The 16,172-nt window shown below is 67.1% G+C and carries 16 protein-coding genes; 8 read left to right on the forward strand and 8 right to left on the reverse strand.

The genetic code is table 11. The features are described from left to right. Positions 1-11 precede the first annotated feature (11 nt). The 7 genes from OXI49_00275 to OXI49_00305 are packed head-to-tail and all read left to right on the forward strand — an operon-like array spanning position 12 to position 5,460. On the forward strand, positions 12-830 hold the full coding sequence (locus tag OXI49_00275; GenBank protein ID MDE2688926.1) for a thioredoxin family protein: 819 nt from the start codon (positions 12-14) through the stop codon (positions 828-830). A 49-nt stretch (positions 831-879) separates the two neighbouring features. Then, positions 880-1,428: an ATP-dependent protease subunit HslV gene (hslV, locus tag OXI49_00280; GenBank protein MDE2688927.1), complete on the forward strand. Its 549-nt coding sequence runs from the start codon at positions 880-882 to the stop codon at positions 1,426-1,428. Further along, positions 1,425-2,798 carry an ATP-dependent protease ATPase subunit HslU gene (hslU, locus tag OXI49_00285; GenBank protein ID MDE2688928.1) on the forward strand — a complete coding sequence of 458 codons (1,374 nt, stop codon included), beginning with the start codon at positions 1,425-1,427 and terminating at the stop codon, positions 2,796-2,798. The genes hslV and hslU overlap by 4 nt, the downstream gene beginning before the upstream one ends. Before the next feature lie 58 nt (positions 2,799-2,856). Beyond that, positions 2,857-3,084 carry a hypothetical protein gene (locus OXI49_00290; protein ID MDE2688929.1) on the forward strand — a complete coding sequence of 76 codons (228 nt, stop codon included), beginning with the start codon at positions 2,857-2,859 and terminating at the stop codon, positions 3,082-3,084. Beyond that, positions 3,081-3,905, forward strand: a complete 825-nt coding sequence (dapF, locus tag OXI49_00295; GenBank protein MDE2688930.1) for a diaminopimelate epimerase — start codon at positions 3,081-3,083, stop codon at positions 3,903-3,905. The genes OXI49_00290 and dapF overlap by 4 nt, the downstream gene beginning before the upstream one ends. A 24-nt stretch (positions 3,906-3,929) precedes the next feature. Beyond that, positions 3,930-5,165: a tyrosine--tRNA ligase gene (gene tyrS / locus OXI49_00300; protein MDE2688931.1), complete on the forward strand. Its 1,236-nt coding sequence runs from the start codon at positions 3,930-3,932 to the stop codon at positions 5,163-5,165. Next, positions 5,152-5,460: a hypothetical protein gene (locus OXI49_00305; protein ID MDE2688932.1), complete on the forward strand. Its 309-nt coding sequence runs from the start codon at positions 5,152-5,154 to the stop codon at positions 5,458-5,460. The genes tyrS and OXI49_00305 overlap by 14 nt, the downstream gene beginning before the upstream one ends. A gap of 806 nt (positions 5,461-6,266) precedes the next feature. Here the strand turns inward: OXI49_00305 and OXI49_00310 are convergent. From OXI49_00310 to icd, 7 genes are all read right to left on the reverse strand, one after another. Then, on the reverse strand, positions 6,267-6,521 hold the full coding sequence (locus tag OXI49_00310; protein ID MDE2688933.1) for a hypothetical protein: 255 nt from the start codon (positions 6,519-6,521) through the stop codon (positions 6,267-6,269). A gap of 190 nt (positions 6,522-6,711) precedes the next feature. Then, positions 6,712-8,394 carry a hypothetical protein gene (locus tag OXI49_00315; GenBank protein MDE2688934.1) on the reverse strand — a complete coding sequence of 561 codons (1,683 nt, stop codon included), beginning with the start codon at positions 8,392-8,394 and terminating at the stop codon, positions 6,712-6,714. A 1,574-nt stretch (positions 8,395-9,968) separates the two neighbouring features. After that, complete coding sequence (locus OXI49_00320; GenBank protein ID MDE2688935.1) at positions 9,969-11,402, reverse strand: sodium-dependent transporter; 1,434 nt, start codon at positions 11,400-11,402, stop codon at positions 9,969-9,971. Between the two features lie 75 nt (positions 11,403-11,477). Then, positions 11,478-11,894 (reverse strand): nucleoside-diphosphate kinase, encoded by a 417-nt coding sequence (gene ndk / locus OXI49_00325; protein ID MDE2688936.1) that lies wholly within the window; start codon positions 11,892-11,894, stop codon positions 11,478-11,480. A gap of 4 nt (positions 11,895-11,898) precedes the next feature. Further along, positions 11,899-12,771: a succinate--CoA ligase subunit alpha gene (sucD, locus tag OXI49_00330; protein MDE2688937.1), complete on the reverse strand. Its 873-nt coding sequence runs from the start codon at positions 12,769-12,771 to the stop codon at positions 11,899-11,901. A gap of 4 nt (positions 12,772-12,775) precedes the next feature. Next, entirely contained in the window at positions 12,776-13,951 is a 1,176-nt protein-coding gene (gene sucC, locus OXI49_00335; protein MDE2688938.1) for an ADP-forming succinate--CoA ligase subunit beta, read from the reverse strand. Positions 13,952-13,964: 13 nt separating this feature from the next. Next, entirely contained in the window at positions 13,965-15,209 is a 1,245-nt protein-coding gene (gene icd, locus OXI49_00340; GenBank protein ID MDE2688939.1) for an isocitrate dehydrogenase (NADP(+)), read from the reverse strand. Positions 15,210-15,283: 74 nt separating this feature from the next. On the opposite strand from icd, the gene OXI49_00345 reads away from it, so the two are divergent. Further along, positions 15,284-15,751, forward strand: coding sequence for a cytidine deaminase (locus OXI49_00345; protein MDE2688940.1), 468 nt, complete (start codon positions 15,284-15,286; stop codon positions 15,749-15,751). A gap of 49 nt (positions 15,752-15,800) precedes the next feature. Here the strand turns inward: OXI49_00345 and OXI49_00350 are convergent, their stop codons facing one another. Then, positions 15,801-16,148 carry an STAS domain-containing protein gene (locus OXI49_00350; protein ID MDE2688941.1) on the reverse strand — a complete coding sequence of 116 codons (348 nt, stop codon included), beginning with the start codon at positions 16,146-16,148 and terminating at the stop codon, positions 15,801-15,803. Positions 16,149-16,172: the final 24 nt, after the last annotated feature.

Raw genomic sequence — 16,172 nt, forward strand, 5'->3', positions numbered from 1 at the left:
AGGATTCTCGAATGAAACTCCCTGCCGCCCGCCGGGCGATCTCGTCCCTGCTCGCGACGGTCGCGCTCCTGACCGTCTCCGGCGCCGCCATCGCCCAGGACGACCTGCGCGGCTTCCAGCTCGTCGGTGACTACCAGCTCTTCCTGCAGGGCGAGGAAGCGCCTGACGCCCAGCTCTACCTCTCCCGCACCGCGGGCGCCTTCCTCGTCGTGGCCGACGGCCTGCCGTCCCCGGTGCTGCTGAGCGCCCGCAACCAGATGACCCGCAAGGTGCAACTGCTCAAGATCTCCCCCGTCGGCGAGGACACGCTCGACCTGTTGCCCGGCGCCCTGTTCGGTCCTCCGATGCCCTTCCGGCCCATTCCGAAGGGACTCGAGTTCGCCGTCGATGGCGTCCTGGCCCAGCTCCGGCAGCGACCCTCGTGGGCCGGCGAGGCGACGCTCGCGGACCTCTACTCCCACGAACCGGGCTATCGCCGCGACGCCAGGTCCTACGAGAGCGATCCCGCGGCGATGGCCGAGGTGGCCGCCCTCGGCGCCGGCGTCGAGGTCCGCGTCGTATTCGGATCCTGGTGCCACGTCTGCGAGCGCTTCATGCCGCGCGGCCTGAAGGTCCACGAGGAACTCGAGGACTCGCCCGTGCGCTTCACGTACTACGGCCTCGGGGACGACAACCCCTGGGGCGACGCCGAGGTGGATCGTCTCGCCGTCACGGAACTCCCGACGGCGATCGTCTACCGGAACGGCGAGGAGATCGGCCGTTTCATCGGCGGCCCCGGATGGACGAGTCCCGAAGAGTCCCTACTCAACATTCTGCGAGAGAATCCGTAGACGGGCTGCGACCGCCCCGCGACGGGAAGCCCGGAGACCCCAGTAGACGATGACGACGATCCTGCTCGTGCGCCGCGGCGGCACGACGTGCATGGCCAGTGACGACCAGGTCACCAACGGCGCCGCGAACACGGTGGTCAAGGCCCGGGCCCGCAAGGTCCAGCGCGCCGCCAAGGGGCGGGTTCTGGTCGGCTTCGCGGGCGGCGGCGCGGACGCTCTGGCCCTCTTCTCGCGGTTCGAGGCGAAGCTCGACGAGTACCAGGGGAACTTCGAGCGCGCCGTGGTCGAACTGGCGATGGACTGGAGGACGGATCGCGCCCTGCGGCGGCTCGAGGCCCAGATGATCGTGACCGACGGCCGAAAGAGCTTTCTGGCGATGGGCAACGGCGACCTGCTGGAACCGGACAGCGACATGCCGCTGGCGATCGGCTCGGGCGGGAACTACGCGCTGGCGGCGGCTCGCGCGCTGCTGGAGCACACCGAACTCGACGCGGAACAGATCGCGCTCGAGGCGATGCGGCTCACCGCGGATCTCTGCATCTACACGAACGACGAGATCACCGTCGAACGCCTCGAAACCGGCGGGGACGGCGCATGACGCTTGCTCCCGCGCCGGACGCTCCCTTCGTCGAGGACCTCACGCCGCGCGAGATCGTCGCCGCGCTCGACCGCCACGTCGTCGGCCAGAAGGACGCCAAGCGCGCGGTGGCCATCGCCATGCGCAACCGCTGGCGGCGGCAGCAGCTCGACCCGGAGACCGCCGAAGACATCGCGCCCAAGAACATCCTGATGATGGGCCCCACCGGCGTCGGCAAGACGGAGATCGCGCGCCGGCTGGCCAAACTCGCTCGCGCTCCCTTCCTCAAGATCGAGGCAAGCAAGTTCACCGAGGTCGGCTACGTCGGCCGCGACGTCGAGTCGATCGTCCGCGATCTGATGGAGCTCGCGGTGGTGATGGTGGGAGAGGAGAAACGGGAGGCGGTCGAGGCCGACGCCGCGTCCCGGGCCGACGAGAGGCTGCTCCAGATCCTCGTCCCCCAGGCGCCGCCGCCGGCCAGCGAGTCCGGCGACCCCGCCGACCAGGCGGCGCCCACCGAGACCCGCGAATGTTTCCGCCAGTGGCTCGAAGAGGGCCGTCTCGACCACCGGATGGTCGAGATCGAGGTGGACGACGCCTCGCCCCAGCAGTTCGAGATGGTCACTCCCCAGGGCGTCGAGGCCGTGGGCATCAACCTGAAGGAGATGCTCCCCGGCCTGTTCGGCAAGCGCAAGCGCCAGATGGTCGAGGTGAGCGAGGCGCGGGAGATCCTGAGGCGGCAGGAAGCCGAAGCGCTGATCGACCGCCAGGATGTCGCCGAGGAAGCCCGGCTGCGGGTCGAGCAGGCCGGCATCGTCTTCCTCGACGAGATCGACAAGGTCGCCGGCCGCGACGGCGGCCACGGTCCCGACGTGTCGCGCGAGGGGGTTCAGCGCGATCTCCTGCCGATCGTCGAAGGGACGACGGTGACGACGAAGTACGGACCGGTCAAGACCGACCACGTGCTGTTCATCGGCGCCGGCGCCTTCCACGTGGCCAAGCCATCGGACCTGATCCCCGAGCTCCAGGGCCGCTTCCCCATCCGGGTCGAGCTGGGAGCGCTGGGCGAGGAGGAGTTCGTCCGCATCCTGACCGAGCCGGACAGCGCCCTGACCACCCAGTACCGCGCGCTCCTCGGCGCCGAGGGCCTCGATCTCTCCTTCCGCGACGACGCCGTGCGGGAAGTCGCCCGGCTCGCGGTGCAGGTCAACTCGCATACCGAGAACATCGGCGCCCGCCGTCTGGCCACCTTGATGGAACGTCTGCTGGAAGAGGTCTCCTTCGAGGCGCCGGACATGAACGGGGTGACTCTGGAAGTCGACGCCGGCTACGTCAACCGGGCGCTCGCCGACGTCGTGGAAGACCGTGACCTCAGCCGCTATGTCCTCTGAGTCCGGAGGGCCCTCTGCCTCCCGGAACCGTCGCCCGCTTCGGCTGGCCGCGCTTGCCGTGGTCCTGGCGGTCCTGCTCGCCAGCCTGGGCTGCGGCCTGAAGGGCGATCCCCTACCGCCGATCCGGCCGCCCGAGCCGGAAGCCGAAGCGGACACCGCCGCAGCCGAACCGGAAGAAGCGGAAAGCGCGGAGGACGCGGGCGAGGAACCCGAGACCGACGACGGCAACGGCGAGGAGGACGGCGACGACGAGGAGGACGGCGACGGCGCCCAGAGGCCACGATGACCGAGCAGGACGGAACGCCGTTCCTCCTCGTGTCCGGCGCCGGCAACGACTTCATCGCCCTCGTCGAGCGACCGGCGCCGGCCCCTGAGACGATCAGGGCGTGGTGCCGGCGCGGAGTATCGGTCGGCGCCGACGGCCTGTTCACGCTGCATCGACTAGCCAGGGAGCGCTACGCCCTCGACTACGCGAACGCCGACGGCGCCCGCGCTGCACTGTGCCTGAACGCCGCCCGCTGCGCGGCCCGGCTCGCTTTCGAACAGGAACCGGACGCCCGGAGACTGACGATCGAGACCGGCGCCGGCGCCCTGGTCGCCGAGCCCGTCGACGGCAGACGCACCGCGGTCAGCGTGGCCGTTCCGGAAGCGGGCCAGGCGATGACGCTGCACGCGAACGGCGAGGACCACCGGGGATGCCGGATCGACGCCGGCGTTCCCCACTTCGTCCTCCGGTGGCCGGGAGACCTGGACCAGGCGCCGGTGGCGTCGCTGGGCCCGGCCCTGCGCGCACACCCGGACCTCGGCCCGGAAGGCGCGAACGTCCACTTCGTCCGCCTCTACCCGCCCGGACGCCTCGGCATCCGGTCCTACGAGCGCGGCGTGGAAGCGGAGACCCTCGCCTGCGGCACCGGCGTCGTGGCGGCAGCCGCCTCCGCGATCGCCGAGGGCCGGCTCTCGCTGCCTGTTGCGGCCGCCACCCGGGGCGGCTTCGAACTGCAGCTCGAGGCCGCTCCGGACGGACCCGACGGCGCCGGCCGCTGGCGGCTGTCCGGGGACGCCAGGATCGTCGCCAGGGGCCGCATCGCCGCGTCCGCCGAGGCGTAAGAGCGGCTTGCTACCCTCCGCCCAATGAGCAGCGGCTTTCCTCCCCCGGACGAGCAGATGGAACTGCTATTGCGCGGCGCGGTCGACGTGGTCGAAGAAGACGCCCTGCGGCAGCGGCTCGAGCAGTCCCGCAAGGAGAACCGTCCCCTGCTCATCAAGACCGGCTTCGACCCCACCGCGCCGGACCTGCACCTCGGCCACGCCGTGCTGCTGCGGAAGATGGCCCACTTCCAGCAACTCGGGCACCGGGTCGTCTTCCTCGTCGGCGACTTCACCGCGATGATCGGCGACCCGACCGGCAAAAAGGCCACCCGACCCCAGCTTTCGCGCGACGAGGTCCTGGCCAACGCCGAGACCTACCAGGAACAGGCCTGGCAGGTCCTCGACCGGGAACGCACCGAGATCCAGCACAACAGCGAGTGGCTCGGAGCCCTGGGCGCCGAGGGCCTGGTCCGCCTGGCCGGCTCCTACACGCTGGCGCGGATGATGGAGCGGGAGGACTTCCGGGACCGCTTCGAGAAACACGAGCCGATCTCGATCCACGAGCTGCTCTATCCCCTGACCCAGGGCTACGACTCCGTCGTCATGGAGGCCGACGTCGAACTCGGCGGCCACGACCAGTTGCTCAACCTCCTGGTGGGCCGCGACCTGATGCGTGCCCGCGGCATGGAGCCCCAGATCGCGCTCACCGTGCCGCTCCTGGTCGGCACCGACGGCACCCAGAAGATGTCGAAGAGCCTGGGCAACGCGATCGCGTTCGAGGACTCGCCACGCGAGATGTTCGGCCGCACGATGTCGATCCCCGACGACCTGATGTGGGACTGGCGGCTGCTGCTCACCGACATGGACGAGACCGAGATCGAGCGGCAGAAGGCCGACGCGGAGAGGGGGCGGGCCAGTCCACGCGACCTGAAGGCCGACCTCGCCCACGACCTCGTGAAGCGCTTCCACGGTCCCGAAGCCGCCGACGAGGCGCGCACCGAGTTCGACCGCATGTTCCGCAGCGGCGGCGTGCCCGACGAGATCGAAACCCGCGTCGTTCCGTCCGGCCAGGCGCTCTTCACCCTGATCGCCGACACCGGCCTCACGGGGAGCCGGGCCGAAGCCCGGCGCCTGATCCAGCAGGGAGCCGTCTCCCTCGACGGCGAGAAGATCGGCGATCCCTACTTCACCCTGCCGGATGGAGCAAACGTGCTGCTGAAGGTGGGCAAGCGTCGCTTCCTGCAGGTTGTAGCCCTAGCCGCCGATGCCGCAGACTGAGCGTCACCCGGAACTGCAAGCGCACCCCCTCGGCGACGAGGAACTGCCGCCGCTGCAGGTCGGAGTACGCATTCTCCTGTTCGCCCTAGGCACCTTTCTCGTCCTCTTCGGTCTCATCTTCGGCCCGCTGCCCCTGATACCCGCCATCGTTCTCGTGCCCGCGGGTGTGGCTCTGCTGTCACTAGCCAGCAACCGGTTGAACCTCCGGCTCAGAGCCTTCATCATGCGCCGCTGGCCCAACGCGTGGCATCGGATCCAGCGCGTCCGTGCCTGGCTGCACCGCCGCCTGAGCTGACGTCCCCTTCTGGCCAACCCGGCAAACGCGCCAACCCGGACCGCACAACGACAGTGCTCAGCCTGGTCAGGGTCTAAGCAGGACCGCTCCCGAGCGGGGGCGAAGCGAGCGATACACGCCGTCACTTCCCTAGTGGTTCCTCGCCCTCGCGGAGCCAGAGGCGTTGAACTGACGCCGATGAAGCTCAAGAAGCGGGTCTACATCGCGCGCGGGGAGCCTCTGGGGTTGTACGACAAGTCTCTCGGCTCAGAGATTGCGTAGGCGTGGAAGTGTGGGCCAGGCTTCTCGACCTCTACAACGCAACTAAGCACCAGGGGAACCGTCCGATCAGAGAGCCTGTGCGGGACTGATTGGGATTAAGAGTAGGTGCCGCCTGTTCCGTGCAGAGGCTCGTTCGGCAGCGCACCCACACCGGCTCGCAGAGCGGCAGGGCTTCGTGCGCCTTCTGCCACTTCTCGATCGTCTGGCCGGTGACCTCGAGCACGCTTGCCAGGTCTCTCGACCGCGAAGCGGCCTCTTCTTGAGGTGGTTGCACTGCACCGGCCTCAGTCCCTAGCGCCAAGCCCGTGAGCAGAGGGATGGGGATCTTGTTCGTGGTTGCCGATGCTCCTTGGATGTGACCTCTTTGTCCGTGCACGATGAACACGGCCGCTTCCTGCGGCTAGAACGTGCACGAACTCCTTTCGCGGCTCTTCAAACCCACCTCCAAACGCAAACGGCCGCGCCTTTCCAAGGGAAGGCGTGTGAGCAGGCTCTCGGATCGTCAACTTGCCGCCGCCGGCGTGGGCCGTGACGAATCTGACGCGTCAGGGCGGCAGGTCCTCGATTCCATTGGTCAGCGCAGAGTCCGCGCAGGGCAGCGCCGCTTCATTCTTCGCCGCTAGGTCTTTCGGGGGCTCTACAGGCACCACGACCGCGGAGAGGTTCCTTCCTTCGCGTCGGAAGGCAAGCTCGACCGGAACCCCTACCCTTACCGTGCGCCGCGCGGTGTCGAGCGCCTCGCGATGTGACGCGAATCGCACCTCGGTTCCCGAGATCATCGTCAGGACATCAAACTCCATGATGCCGGCTGTTTCAGCAAGGACTATCCGGCACCACGTACGCGACGGTAAGCAGCCCCGAGGTCGGATCGACGTGGAACCCGAACCCCAGGTAACCCGGCTTCTCGGATGCCCCGACAGCCTGTGCCACAAGGCACAGACCGAGAGTCAGAACAAGACCAGTCAAGCGCTTCCGCATCGAATTTCTCCTTTACTGATCTATTTGGTTTTCTGCCCATGGCACGACGGTGGCCGGTATACATGCCTCACGGTCAGACGGACACCACTGGTACGTTCCGGGGGACAGATCGCGGACGACGATCTCGTCGCCATCATCCACGACGGCACTAGTGAGGCTCCTGAGCCGATCCAGTTCGATTCCGACTCCCGAATCGGTAAGGAGTCGGCCACCCAATGGTCGCCTCGGTAGCCGGAGATCACCTCTGATCTGGTCCAGCTTCACGGTGATCACGCCGCCAGTCACCTCCTGCCGCACACCTGTCGCGCCAAACTCGTTTGACCAAACGAAGATATCCACCGTCGAAGTCGGAGCAGGAAGCCAGAACACACCTTGTCCGTCCAAGGACATCGGCGACTTCCCAGCTACGGCCGATCCGGACCGAACCCACACCGCCGCTCTTCTTATCGGAGCACTGCCTGAATGGACCGCCACCCGGACCTCTTGCTGCTCTCGTAGGCGCAACTCCACTTCGGGAGCCGTGAGACCCTCGTCGACGCGGAACTGTACATTGCCGGACGCGAGCATCACTTCCCCTCGCCTTGACACCTCGGCAGATGCCAAGAAGTTCCCGGCGGGCAGCCCCTCGACTGAGAAACCACCGGATTCCTCCGATCGCGTCACCCAAGGCCCGATGCCGAGGTCTCCCTCTTCAAATGTCCTCTGCGTACGCCTGATCCTTACCTGGACACCCTCGACTCCGCGGAGAACATCTTCCTCGAGGGCGACAACGCGACCGTTCACTCGACCTGCTGGTAGATCGATGTCGATGCGGGCAACGCCGTCGTCATCCGCTTTGGCCTCGATGAATCCGACGTGCTCGACAGTCGCCGCGTCGAGTCCCTGCCAACCTCGTTCCCACGGCCCCTCGCAGGGGTCGCACTGCGGCTCAGCCGTAAGCTCCAGCCACCAGTCGCTCTCTCGAGGCAAAAACCCTTGGAAGACGCCATCTTCCCGACTCCGCATCGCCACTCGCTCGACACCGGACATGCCCCCGAACCACAGCATGGCACCTTCCACCGGGTCACCACCACGGCGTAGGATGCCGTCGACGGGTAGCAACTCGAGTTCCAGGACGGTGTAGTCCATCCCAAGGAACCTGATCAGCTCCTTGTGGTAGCGGTCCCCCTGTTGGTTCGACACTTCAAGTTCGTAGTACCCCTGCGGCAAGCCAGCCCAGATGAAGAGGCCGCCTTCGGATAACTCCCCTCCAACAGGAGTACCGTAACTTGCGACTTCGTCCTCATCATCCAACTCAACAGGCACAGCGTTTACGGCAAGGCCAGTCAGTGCGCCTCCCTGCTTGCCCCTGAGTTCGACAGTCAAACGGTTCAGGGCCGAACCCTGCAGGTCGCCCAAGTCGATCCAATCCCCAAGAGACTCGATGTGAACTGGCCACCGGTCCAGTGGCGAATCCACGAGCCTCAAAGAGAATCGCCCAGGAGAGAGCCCCTCGAACAAGAACGAACCATCTGCCGAATCGGTCCACGTTGCCACCGGAATGCGCCCGTCATCCGCGGCCAAGTAGACCGCCGACGCCGGAGAGCCGGCCACCCGACCAATGACTGTCGTGCCGATCCTCGGTTCGTCCAACTCGAAGGTCAGATCCTCGGAGTTATCCGTGACGGTCGTCGTCCACGCCTGGAACGGACCCATCCAAACACGAAGGGTCACTGTCTCACCCGCGGCAAACGGACACGTGACGAGCAACTCCCTCCCGCCCTCCGTCCACTCACCATCGCACGGGCCACGGTAGAGGCCGGGTGGCAGCCACCTTCCTGGCGTCCACACCCGACCAAGGACGTAGAGATTCTCGCGAGCAAGCCGCTCCAATGCCCGTTGTGAACTGCGGACCCGTAGGACGATCCTGCGCTCTGGAACCAGGAATAGTGGGTCCAGCGCACCTCCGGGCGGCACATACACCGATGGGGACCAAGCCCCTGGGGCTGTCGCCCGAACTACCACGCCGACCTCTGAAGCGGGAACCTCGACCCTGAATCCTTCCAACGCCAACCCGTAAGCGGATTCCCATGAAGCGATCACTTCGCGGGTGATCGGGTCGAGTACCTGGAACGTCGCCGACTGCAAGTCCGCCAACTCCCGGCTAGCAACCCCGGCGACCTTCAACTCGATCTGCGCCAGAGTCGGAGACGATGACCAGAAGAGCGGGATCAAGCAAAACGCGGCCAGTGCGGCAGGTCCTGCAGCTCGGTACTGCATTTCGGGCGCAACCTTCACATTTCGAGTGGGCCGAAGTCTCCACATGCTCCGGTGATGGTCTCGCAGGTTGTGGTCGTCGTGCACACTATCCGCGGGACGAGGAAACCGGCGACCATCATCCAACCCTTGATCTCGCACTCCTTGTCGACCCGTTCCATGCAGCTAGCTTGGCCCGCTACAGTCGAACCTTGTGAGCATCCATTCTCGTTGCATTCGGCGTTGCATTCACTTCCAACGGCTGGCTGCGTAGGCACCAGGAGCCCAAAGAACAGGATGGCCAATGCTGCGTCACGTACTGGCGTGGACCTCTTGAAGAACGCCCGCATGGTGGAAGCCCCTTCCTCTCGAGTTGACCGTCGATGGCGTCTCCGCGCTACTTCGGTTCCCGCGAAAGTCACATTTCGAGTGGGCCAAAGTCCCCACATGCCCCGGTGATCGTATCGCAGGTTGTGGTCGTCGTGCATACCGGCCCAGGCTTCTCTGGATCGTCGACACATACCTTCCTGGATGTCGTCCTGCAGCCGCCTTGGCCCGTTACGGTTGAACCTGCTGACGTGCATCCACGCTCGTTGCATTCGTAGGAGCAGTCTCCTGCAACGGCGATCTGGGTGGGCACCAAGAGCCCAAAGAATAGGATGGCCAAGGCCGCGTCACGCAGCGGCGTGGACCTCTTGAAGAACACCCGCATGGTCGAAAGCCTCCCTCTTGTGGATGCTACAGCCCGTCGCCGACGGCTCATCCGCAACGATCCGGCTGTAGACTGGGGTGAACCTACTCCATGCCAAGACCACCGGTCACCCCCAATTTGCAGGTGGTCATTCGTAGGGGTCTGGGCATGAACGCCGAGGTGTTTCCGTCAGCGCGTCGTCGTTCTTCGCACAGCGGACACTTCGCCGTACTTGGAGCGGGAAGAAGTGAGTGCCCACTCCCCATTACCCGACCGAGCGCCCCAAGGTCCGCTGGGAGCCCTCCCCCTGAGCCCCTCCGCGGGCGGGTGCGCACCGACGCCGCTACGCCTTCGACGCGCGCTTCCTCAATCCGCGCAGGAAGACGCCGTTGAGCGCGATCAGCACCGCGGCAACGACGATCCACTGCGCGAACATGTTGCCCACGCCAAGCGGGCCCCAGAGCGGCTCGTTGCGGACGCTCCAGATCATCCAGACGACGAGCACCAGGGCTTCGACCACGATCAGCCGGATCACCCAGTCCCACCACGCGCCGATCCTCATGTCCTGGTCGCCGGTGTTGATCATCTCGGCACGGAAGCGGGTGACGCCGTAGCGGATCACGATCAGGGCGAAGGAGAGTCCGCAGAGCATCAGGGCGACGCTCCAGACGTTGTCCTGGTTCGACCAGAATGGCTGCCAGAGCGCCGAGGGCACGCCGAGCACGAAGGCGGCGACCGCGATCGAGACGATGGCCTTGCGCCGTTCGAGCCCCGCCTCCTCGAGTGCCAGGCCGACCAGTTGGAACATCGCGACCAGGGACGTCCAGGCGGCGAAAACCAGGGCCATGAAGAACAGGATCATGAAGAACGAGCCGCCCGGCATCGCGTTGAAGAGCTGGGGTATCCAGACGAACGTCAGGCCCTCGTTGCCGGCGCCAACGATCTGGTCGCGAGCCCCGGGCATGATCGAGAAGACGGTGCAGAGCACCATGATGCCGGCCAGCAGGGAGACGCTGTTGTTGCCGAACGCGAGCAGGAAGGAGTTCAGGTTCGTGTCCTCCCGGCGACGCGAGAACACGGCGTAGGTCAGCACCAGGCCCCAGCCGGCGCCGGTGTCCCAGGCGTTCTGGGTCAGCGCCTGCAGCCAGATGTTGACGTCGAGCAGGTCGCTCCAGTTGGGCCTGAACAGGAACTCGAGACCGTTCACCGCACCCGGCAACGTCACCGCCCGGATGGCGAGCACCACGACCAGCACCAGCAGCGCCGGCATCAGGATCCGCACGACCGCCTCGATCCCCCGGATCCCCTTGAGCACGACGACCACGGCCATCGCCAGGGCCAGAGCGTGGAAAACGAGCACCTGGGGCGTATAGGAGAACTGGTCCCAGAGTTCGCTCGAGGCTTCGCCCCTGAGCTGCATCGTGATGGCGGCCAGCAGGTAGCGCAGCGTCCAGCCCATGACCACCGCGTAGTAGAAGCCGATCGCCGCGGCCACCCAGGCGATCCAGGCGCCCATCCAGGCGAACCGTTCGCCCAGCATCGCGGCGAAGGTACCCACCGTGCCGCTGCGCATCTTCTTGCCCAGGGCGAACTCGGCCAGGATCAGCGGCACCGACCAGAGCAACAGGAAGACGACCCAGGCCACGAGGAAGGACCCGCCGCCGTTGGAAGCCGCGATCCGCGGGAATCGCCAGATGTTGCCGGTGCCGACGGCCATGCCGAGCATGGCGAGCATCAGGCCCCACCGGCTGGAAAATAGTTGGGTCGCCGTGGTCAAGCCCTGTTCCGCACTGGTCCCATCGTGCCGACCCGGGACCCTATCAGCGGGGTCGGGCCGACAAGTGGGCCGCTGCTACTCGACCAGGTCGCAGGCGGCGAAGAAGAAGGCGCGTTCGATCGCGGCGTTCTCCGGCGAATCGCTGCCGTGGATCGCGTTGTTCTGGATGTTCGTCCCGTAGAGGTTGCGGATCGTCCCCTCGGCGGCCTGGGTCGAGTCGGTGGCGCCCATCGTGTCGCGGAGATGAGCAACCGCGTTCTCGCGCGCCAGCGCGATCGCCACCACGGGACCGCTCGTCATGAAGGCGACCAGGTCGGCGTAGAACGGCCGCTCCCGGTGCACCGCGTAGAAGGCCTCCGCCTGCGCCTGCGACAGGCGCATCCGGCGCATCGCCTGAATCGCGAATCCCGCGTCCTCCAGGTGGGCGATGACCCGGCCGGTGTTGCCGGCCCGGACGGCGTCCGGCTTGATGATCGTCAGCGTCTCTTCCATGCCGTCATCTCCCCAACGCCTCGGACAGCCGCGCGCCCATCTCGGCCGGCGAATCGACGACCAGGACCCCGGCAGCACTCAGCGCCGCCTTCTTCTCGGCCGCGGTGCCCTTACCTCCTGCCACGATGGCTCCGGCATGGCCCATGCGCCGGCCCGGCGGAGCCGTGGCGCCGGCGATGAAGCCGACGACGGGAATGTCGAGATGCTTGCCGATCCAGGCCGCCGCCTCTTCTTCCGCCGTACCGCCGATCTCGCCGATCAGGACCACGGCCTCCGTCGAATCGTCCCCCGCGAACAGCTCCAGCACGTCGATGAAGCTCGTGCCGTTGACCGGATCGCCGCCGATGCCGACGCAGGTGGTCTGCCCCAGCCCCTCGTTCGTGAGCTGCCACACGGCCTCGTAGGTCAGGGTGCCGCTCCGGCTGATCACGCCGACGTTGCCCGGCTCGTGGATGTGGCCGGGCATGATGCCGACCTTCGCCTGGCCCGGCGTGATCAGGCCCGGGCAGTTCGGCCCCAGCAGGCGGCTGCCCTGACCCCCGAGGAAGGCCTTGACCCGGACCATGTCCTGAACCGGAATGCCCTCGGTGATGCACACGATCAGTTCGACGCCGGCGTCGGCCGCCTCCATGATCGCGTCGGCGGCAAACGGCGGCGGTACGAAGATCAGCGTCGCATTGCAGCCGGACACCCGCCGTGCGCGCTCGACCGAGTCCCAGACCGGAAAGCCCTCGACGGTCGAACCGCCCTTGCCGGGCGTCACGCCGCCTACGACCTCGGTGCCGTAGTCCCGGCAGCCCATCGCGTGGAACAGGCCCTCCCTGCCGGTGATGCCCTGGACGATCAGGCGCGTGCTCTCGCCAACCAGAATCGACATCGGCTCAGCCTCCCAGGGCCTCGACCGCGCGCTCGGCGGCGGTCGCCATGCCGTCGGCGACGAGGAAGTCGAAGTCCGCCCGCTCCAGCACCTCTCGGCCCTCCTCGACGTTCGTGCCCTCGAGCCGGACCACCACCGGCACCTCCACCGGCGTGGCCTCGGCGGCCAGCTCGTCGATCGCCGCGACCACGCCGCGCGCGATGCGGTCGGTGCGCGCGATGCCGCCGAAGATGTTGATCAGCACGGCCTTGACCGCCGGATCGGAGAGGATGATCCGGAAAGCGCTCGCCACCGCCTCCTGGGAAGCCGAGCCGCCGACATCCAGGAAGTTGGCGGGTTCGGCACCGTAGAGCTTGATGATGTCCATCGTCGCCATCGCCAGGCCAGCACCGTTGACCATGCAGCCGATGCTGCCGTCCAGTTTGATGTAGCTGATGCCGTGCTCGGAGGCCTCGACCTCCAGCGGATTCTCCTCGTGCACGTCCCGCAGCTCGGCGACGTCCCACTGCCGGAACATCGCGTTGTCGTCGAAGTTCATCTTCGCGTCCAGGGCGTAGACATCGCCCTTCGAGTCCACCATCAGCGGGTTGATCTCGACCAGGGAAGCGTCGGTCTCGAGGTAGGCCGCGACCACGCTGGAGACGATCGACTGGATCTGGCGCGCCGTGCCGCCTTCGAATCCGAGCCCGGACGCGATCCGCCGGCACTGGAACGGCAACACGCCGAGAAGCGGATCGATCAGCTCACGCAGGATCGCGTCGGGATCCGACTGGGCCACTTCCTCGATGTCCATGCCGCCCGAGCGCGATGCCATCAGGAGGGGGCATTCGGCGGCCCGGTCGAGGGTCACGCCCAGGTAGAGCTCCCGGTCGATCTCCAGGGCTTCCTCGATCAGCACCTGGCGCACCTGCTGGCCTTCGGGGCCGGTCTGGTGCGTCACCAGTTGCATGCCCAGGATCTCACCGGCCAGCCGTTCCGCCTCGCTCGGACTCGAAGCCACCTTGACGCCGCCGCCCTTGCCGCGGCCGCCGGCGTGAATCTGCGCCTTGACCACGCAGCGGCCGCCGAAGTCCTCGCAGATGGGCCCGGCCTGAGCGGGGTCGTCGATCACCTTGCCCTGGGGCACGGCAGCCCCGAACCGGCGCAGTATCCCCTTGGCCTGAAACTCGTGGATCTTCACGGGCGGCGGCTCTTCAGTCGAGGTTTTCGATGATCGCCTGGCCGAATTCGGAGGTCTTCAGCAGCGTCGCGCCCTCCATCTGGCGCTCCAGGTCGTAGGTCACGCGCTTCTGCCGGATGGCTCGGCTGATCGCGTTCTCGATCGACCGGCCAGCCTCGTTCCAGCCCAGCCAGTTCAGCATCATCACGCCCGACAGGATGACCGAGCAGGGGTTCACCTTGTCCTGGCCGGCGTACTTCGGCGCCGTGCCGTGCGTGGCCTCGAACAGCGCGACGCCGTCGCCCTCGTTGGCGCCCGGCGCCATGCCCAGACCACCGACCTGGGCCGCCAGGGCGTCCGAGAGATAGTCGCCGTTCAGGTTGGTCGTCGCGATCACGTCGTACTCGTCGGCCCGCAACAGCACCTGCTGGAACATGGCGTCCGAGATCCGGTCCTTGACCAAAATCCGCCCGTTCGGCATGCGGCCATCGTGCTTCGACCACAGGTCGTCCTCGGAGATGGTGCAGTCGGCGAACTCCTCGGCCGCCAGTTCGTAGCCCCATTCCTTGAACGCGCCCTCGGTGAACTTCATGATGTTGCCCTTGTGCACCAGAGTCACGCTGTTGCGGCCCTGGGCACGGGCGTACTCAATCGCCTTGCGGACAAGCCGCTTGCTCCCGGTCACCGAGACCGGCTTGATCCCGATGCCGGAGTCGGCGCGGATATCGCGGCCGAGCTTCTGCTGAACGAAGTCGATCAGCGCCTTCGTCTCCGGCGTCCCCTGCTGCCACTCGTGGCCCGCGTAAACGTCCTCCGTGTTCTCCCGGAAGAGGACCATGTCGACCTTCTCCGGCTCGCGCATCGGCGAGGGCACGCCGTCGAAGTAGCGGACCGGCCGGACGCAGGCATAGAGGTCGAGCAACTGCCGGAGCGCCACGTTCAGGCTGCGGATGCCGCCGCCGACGGGCGTCGTCAGCGGGCCCTTGATCGCGACCCGGTAGTAGCGGATGGCGTCGACCGTGGCGGCCGGCAGCCACTCTCCGGTCTCGTCCAGGGCCTTCTCGCCGGCCAGGATCTCGAGCCAGGCGACGGCGCGCTCGCCCGAGTACGCCTTCTCCACGGCGGCGTCCATCACCGCCTGAGCCGCCCGCCAGATGTCGGGCCCGATGCCGTCGCCCTCAATGAAGGGAACGATCGGTCGATCCGGGACGACCAGAACGCCGTCCTGCCAGCCGACCTCCTGACCGCCGGCTGGCGGCTCGACTGGGGGTTCGCTCACGGCGGCGCAGGGTATCACGTTCCGCGCCTCCAGTCCGAGCCAGGGGGCATGGCGGGGCTGCTAGGGTTTCAACGATGAGCGCGGAACCCGTCTTCCACCTGCCGACGCCGGATCGCGGCGCCACGTGGGAGGGCATCGACTGGGAGACTCTGGTCGACGCCGCCGTCAGTTGCCGGGAACGCGCCCACGCGCCCTACAGCCATTTCCGGGTCGGCGCCGCGCTGCTGGCCGCCAACGGCAACGTCTACGTCGGCTGCAACGTGGAGAACCGTCTGCTCGGCCTGACCCTCTGTGCCGAACGCGGCGCGTTGTCGGCCGCGGTAGCGGACGGCCAGACATCGTTTGTGGCGCTGGCCATCGCCACGGGCTCCGCGCCACCCTGCGCGCCCTGCGGGCAGTGCCGCGACGCCCTGGCCGAGTTCTGTCGCGACCTGCCGGTCGTGTCGGTCACCGCCGGGACCCACGACCCGGCCAACTGGAGCCGGTTCACGCTGCAGGAACTGCTGCCGGAAGCCTTCGTCCTCGACCCGCCCGAAGGCTGATCCGTCTTCAGGCCGCCATGAGCGCCGGCACGGGCGCCCCCATCTCCGTTCAGGTCCCGCCGGCCTCCGCCGCGAGGGCATCCTCCACCGTGTCGTAGGTCGGGAACAGCGACGCGACGCCGGCCACGGTCAGCAACTGAACGATCCGTTCAGAAGGCCGGACCAGGATGAGTTTCCGTTCCTCCGCGCGGAGCCTGACCAGGTACCCGACGAGCTCGCCGATGCCGGTCGAGTCCATGTAGTTGACGTCGGAGAGGTCGAGCAGGACATGGCCGTCGCCCTCCGCGAGGCTTCGCTTCAACGCATCGGCCAGGAACCGGGCGCTCTCTCCGAGCTTGATCACGCCCTCCACCGCCAGCAGGCTGGCGTCGCCGATCTGCTGCTTGTTGATGATCATCAGTGGGACGCCGGGCGCGGCGAC

The organism is Acidobacteriota bacterium, assembly GCA_028875725.1.
In the GTDB taxonomy this organism is placed as follows: domain Bacteria; phylum Acidobacteriota; class Thermoanaerobaculia; order Multivoradales; family Multivoraceae; genus Multivorans.

What these genes read in the sequence shown, in the direction of transcription:
- OXI49_00275 (MDE2688926.1), top strand. Translation starts at nt 12, where the DNA reads ATGAAACTCCCTGCCGCCCGCCGGGCGATCTCGTCCCTGCTCGCGACG.
- hslV (MDE2688927.1), top strand. Translation starts at nt 880, where the DNA reads ATGACGACGATCCTGCTCGTGCGCCGCGGCGGCACGACGTGCATGGCC.
- hslU (MDE2688928.1), top strand. Translation starts at nt 1,425, where the DNA reads ATGACGCTTGCTCCCGCGCCGGACGCTCCCTTCGTCGAGGACCTCACG.
- dapF (MDE2688930.1), top strand. Translation starts at nt 3,081, where the DNA reads ATGACCGAGCAGGACGGAACGCCGTTCCTCCTCGTGTCCGGCGCCGGC.
- tyrS (MDE2688931.1), top strand. Translation starts at nt 3,930, where the DNA reads ATGAGCAGCGGCTTTCCTCCCCCGGACGAGCAGATGGAACTGCTATTG.
- OXI49_00305 (MDE2688932.1), top strand. Translation starts at nt 5,152, where the DNA reads ATGCCGCAGACTGAGCGTCACCCGGAACTGCAAGCGCACCCCCTCGGC.
- OXI49_00310 (MDE2688933.1), bottom strand. Translation starts at nt 6,521, where the DNA reads ATGGAGTTTGATGTCCTGACGATGATCTCGGGAACCGAGGTGCGATTC.
- OXI49_00315 (MDE2688934.1), bottom strand. Translation starts at nt 8,394, where the DNA reads ATGGGTCCGTTCCAGGCGTGGACGACGACCGTCACGGATAACTCCGAG.
- ndk (MDE2688936.1), bottom strand. Translation starts at nt 11,894, where the DNA reads ATGGAAGAGACGCTGACGATCATCAAGCCGGACGCCGTCCGGGCCGGC.
- sucD (MDE2688937.1), bottom strand. Translation starts at nt 12,771, where the DNA reads ATGTCGATTCTGGTTGGCGAGAGCACGCGCCTGATCGTCCAGGGCATC.
- OXI49_00345 (MDE2688940.1), top strand. Translation starts at nt 15,284, where the DNA reads ATGAGCGCGGAACCCGTCTTCCACCTGCCGACGCCGGATCGCGGCGCC.
- OXI49_00350 (MDE2688941.1), bottom strand. Translation starts at nt 16,148, where the DNA reads ATGATCATCAACAAGCAGCAGATCGGCGACGCCAGCCTGCTGGCGGTG.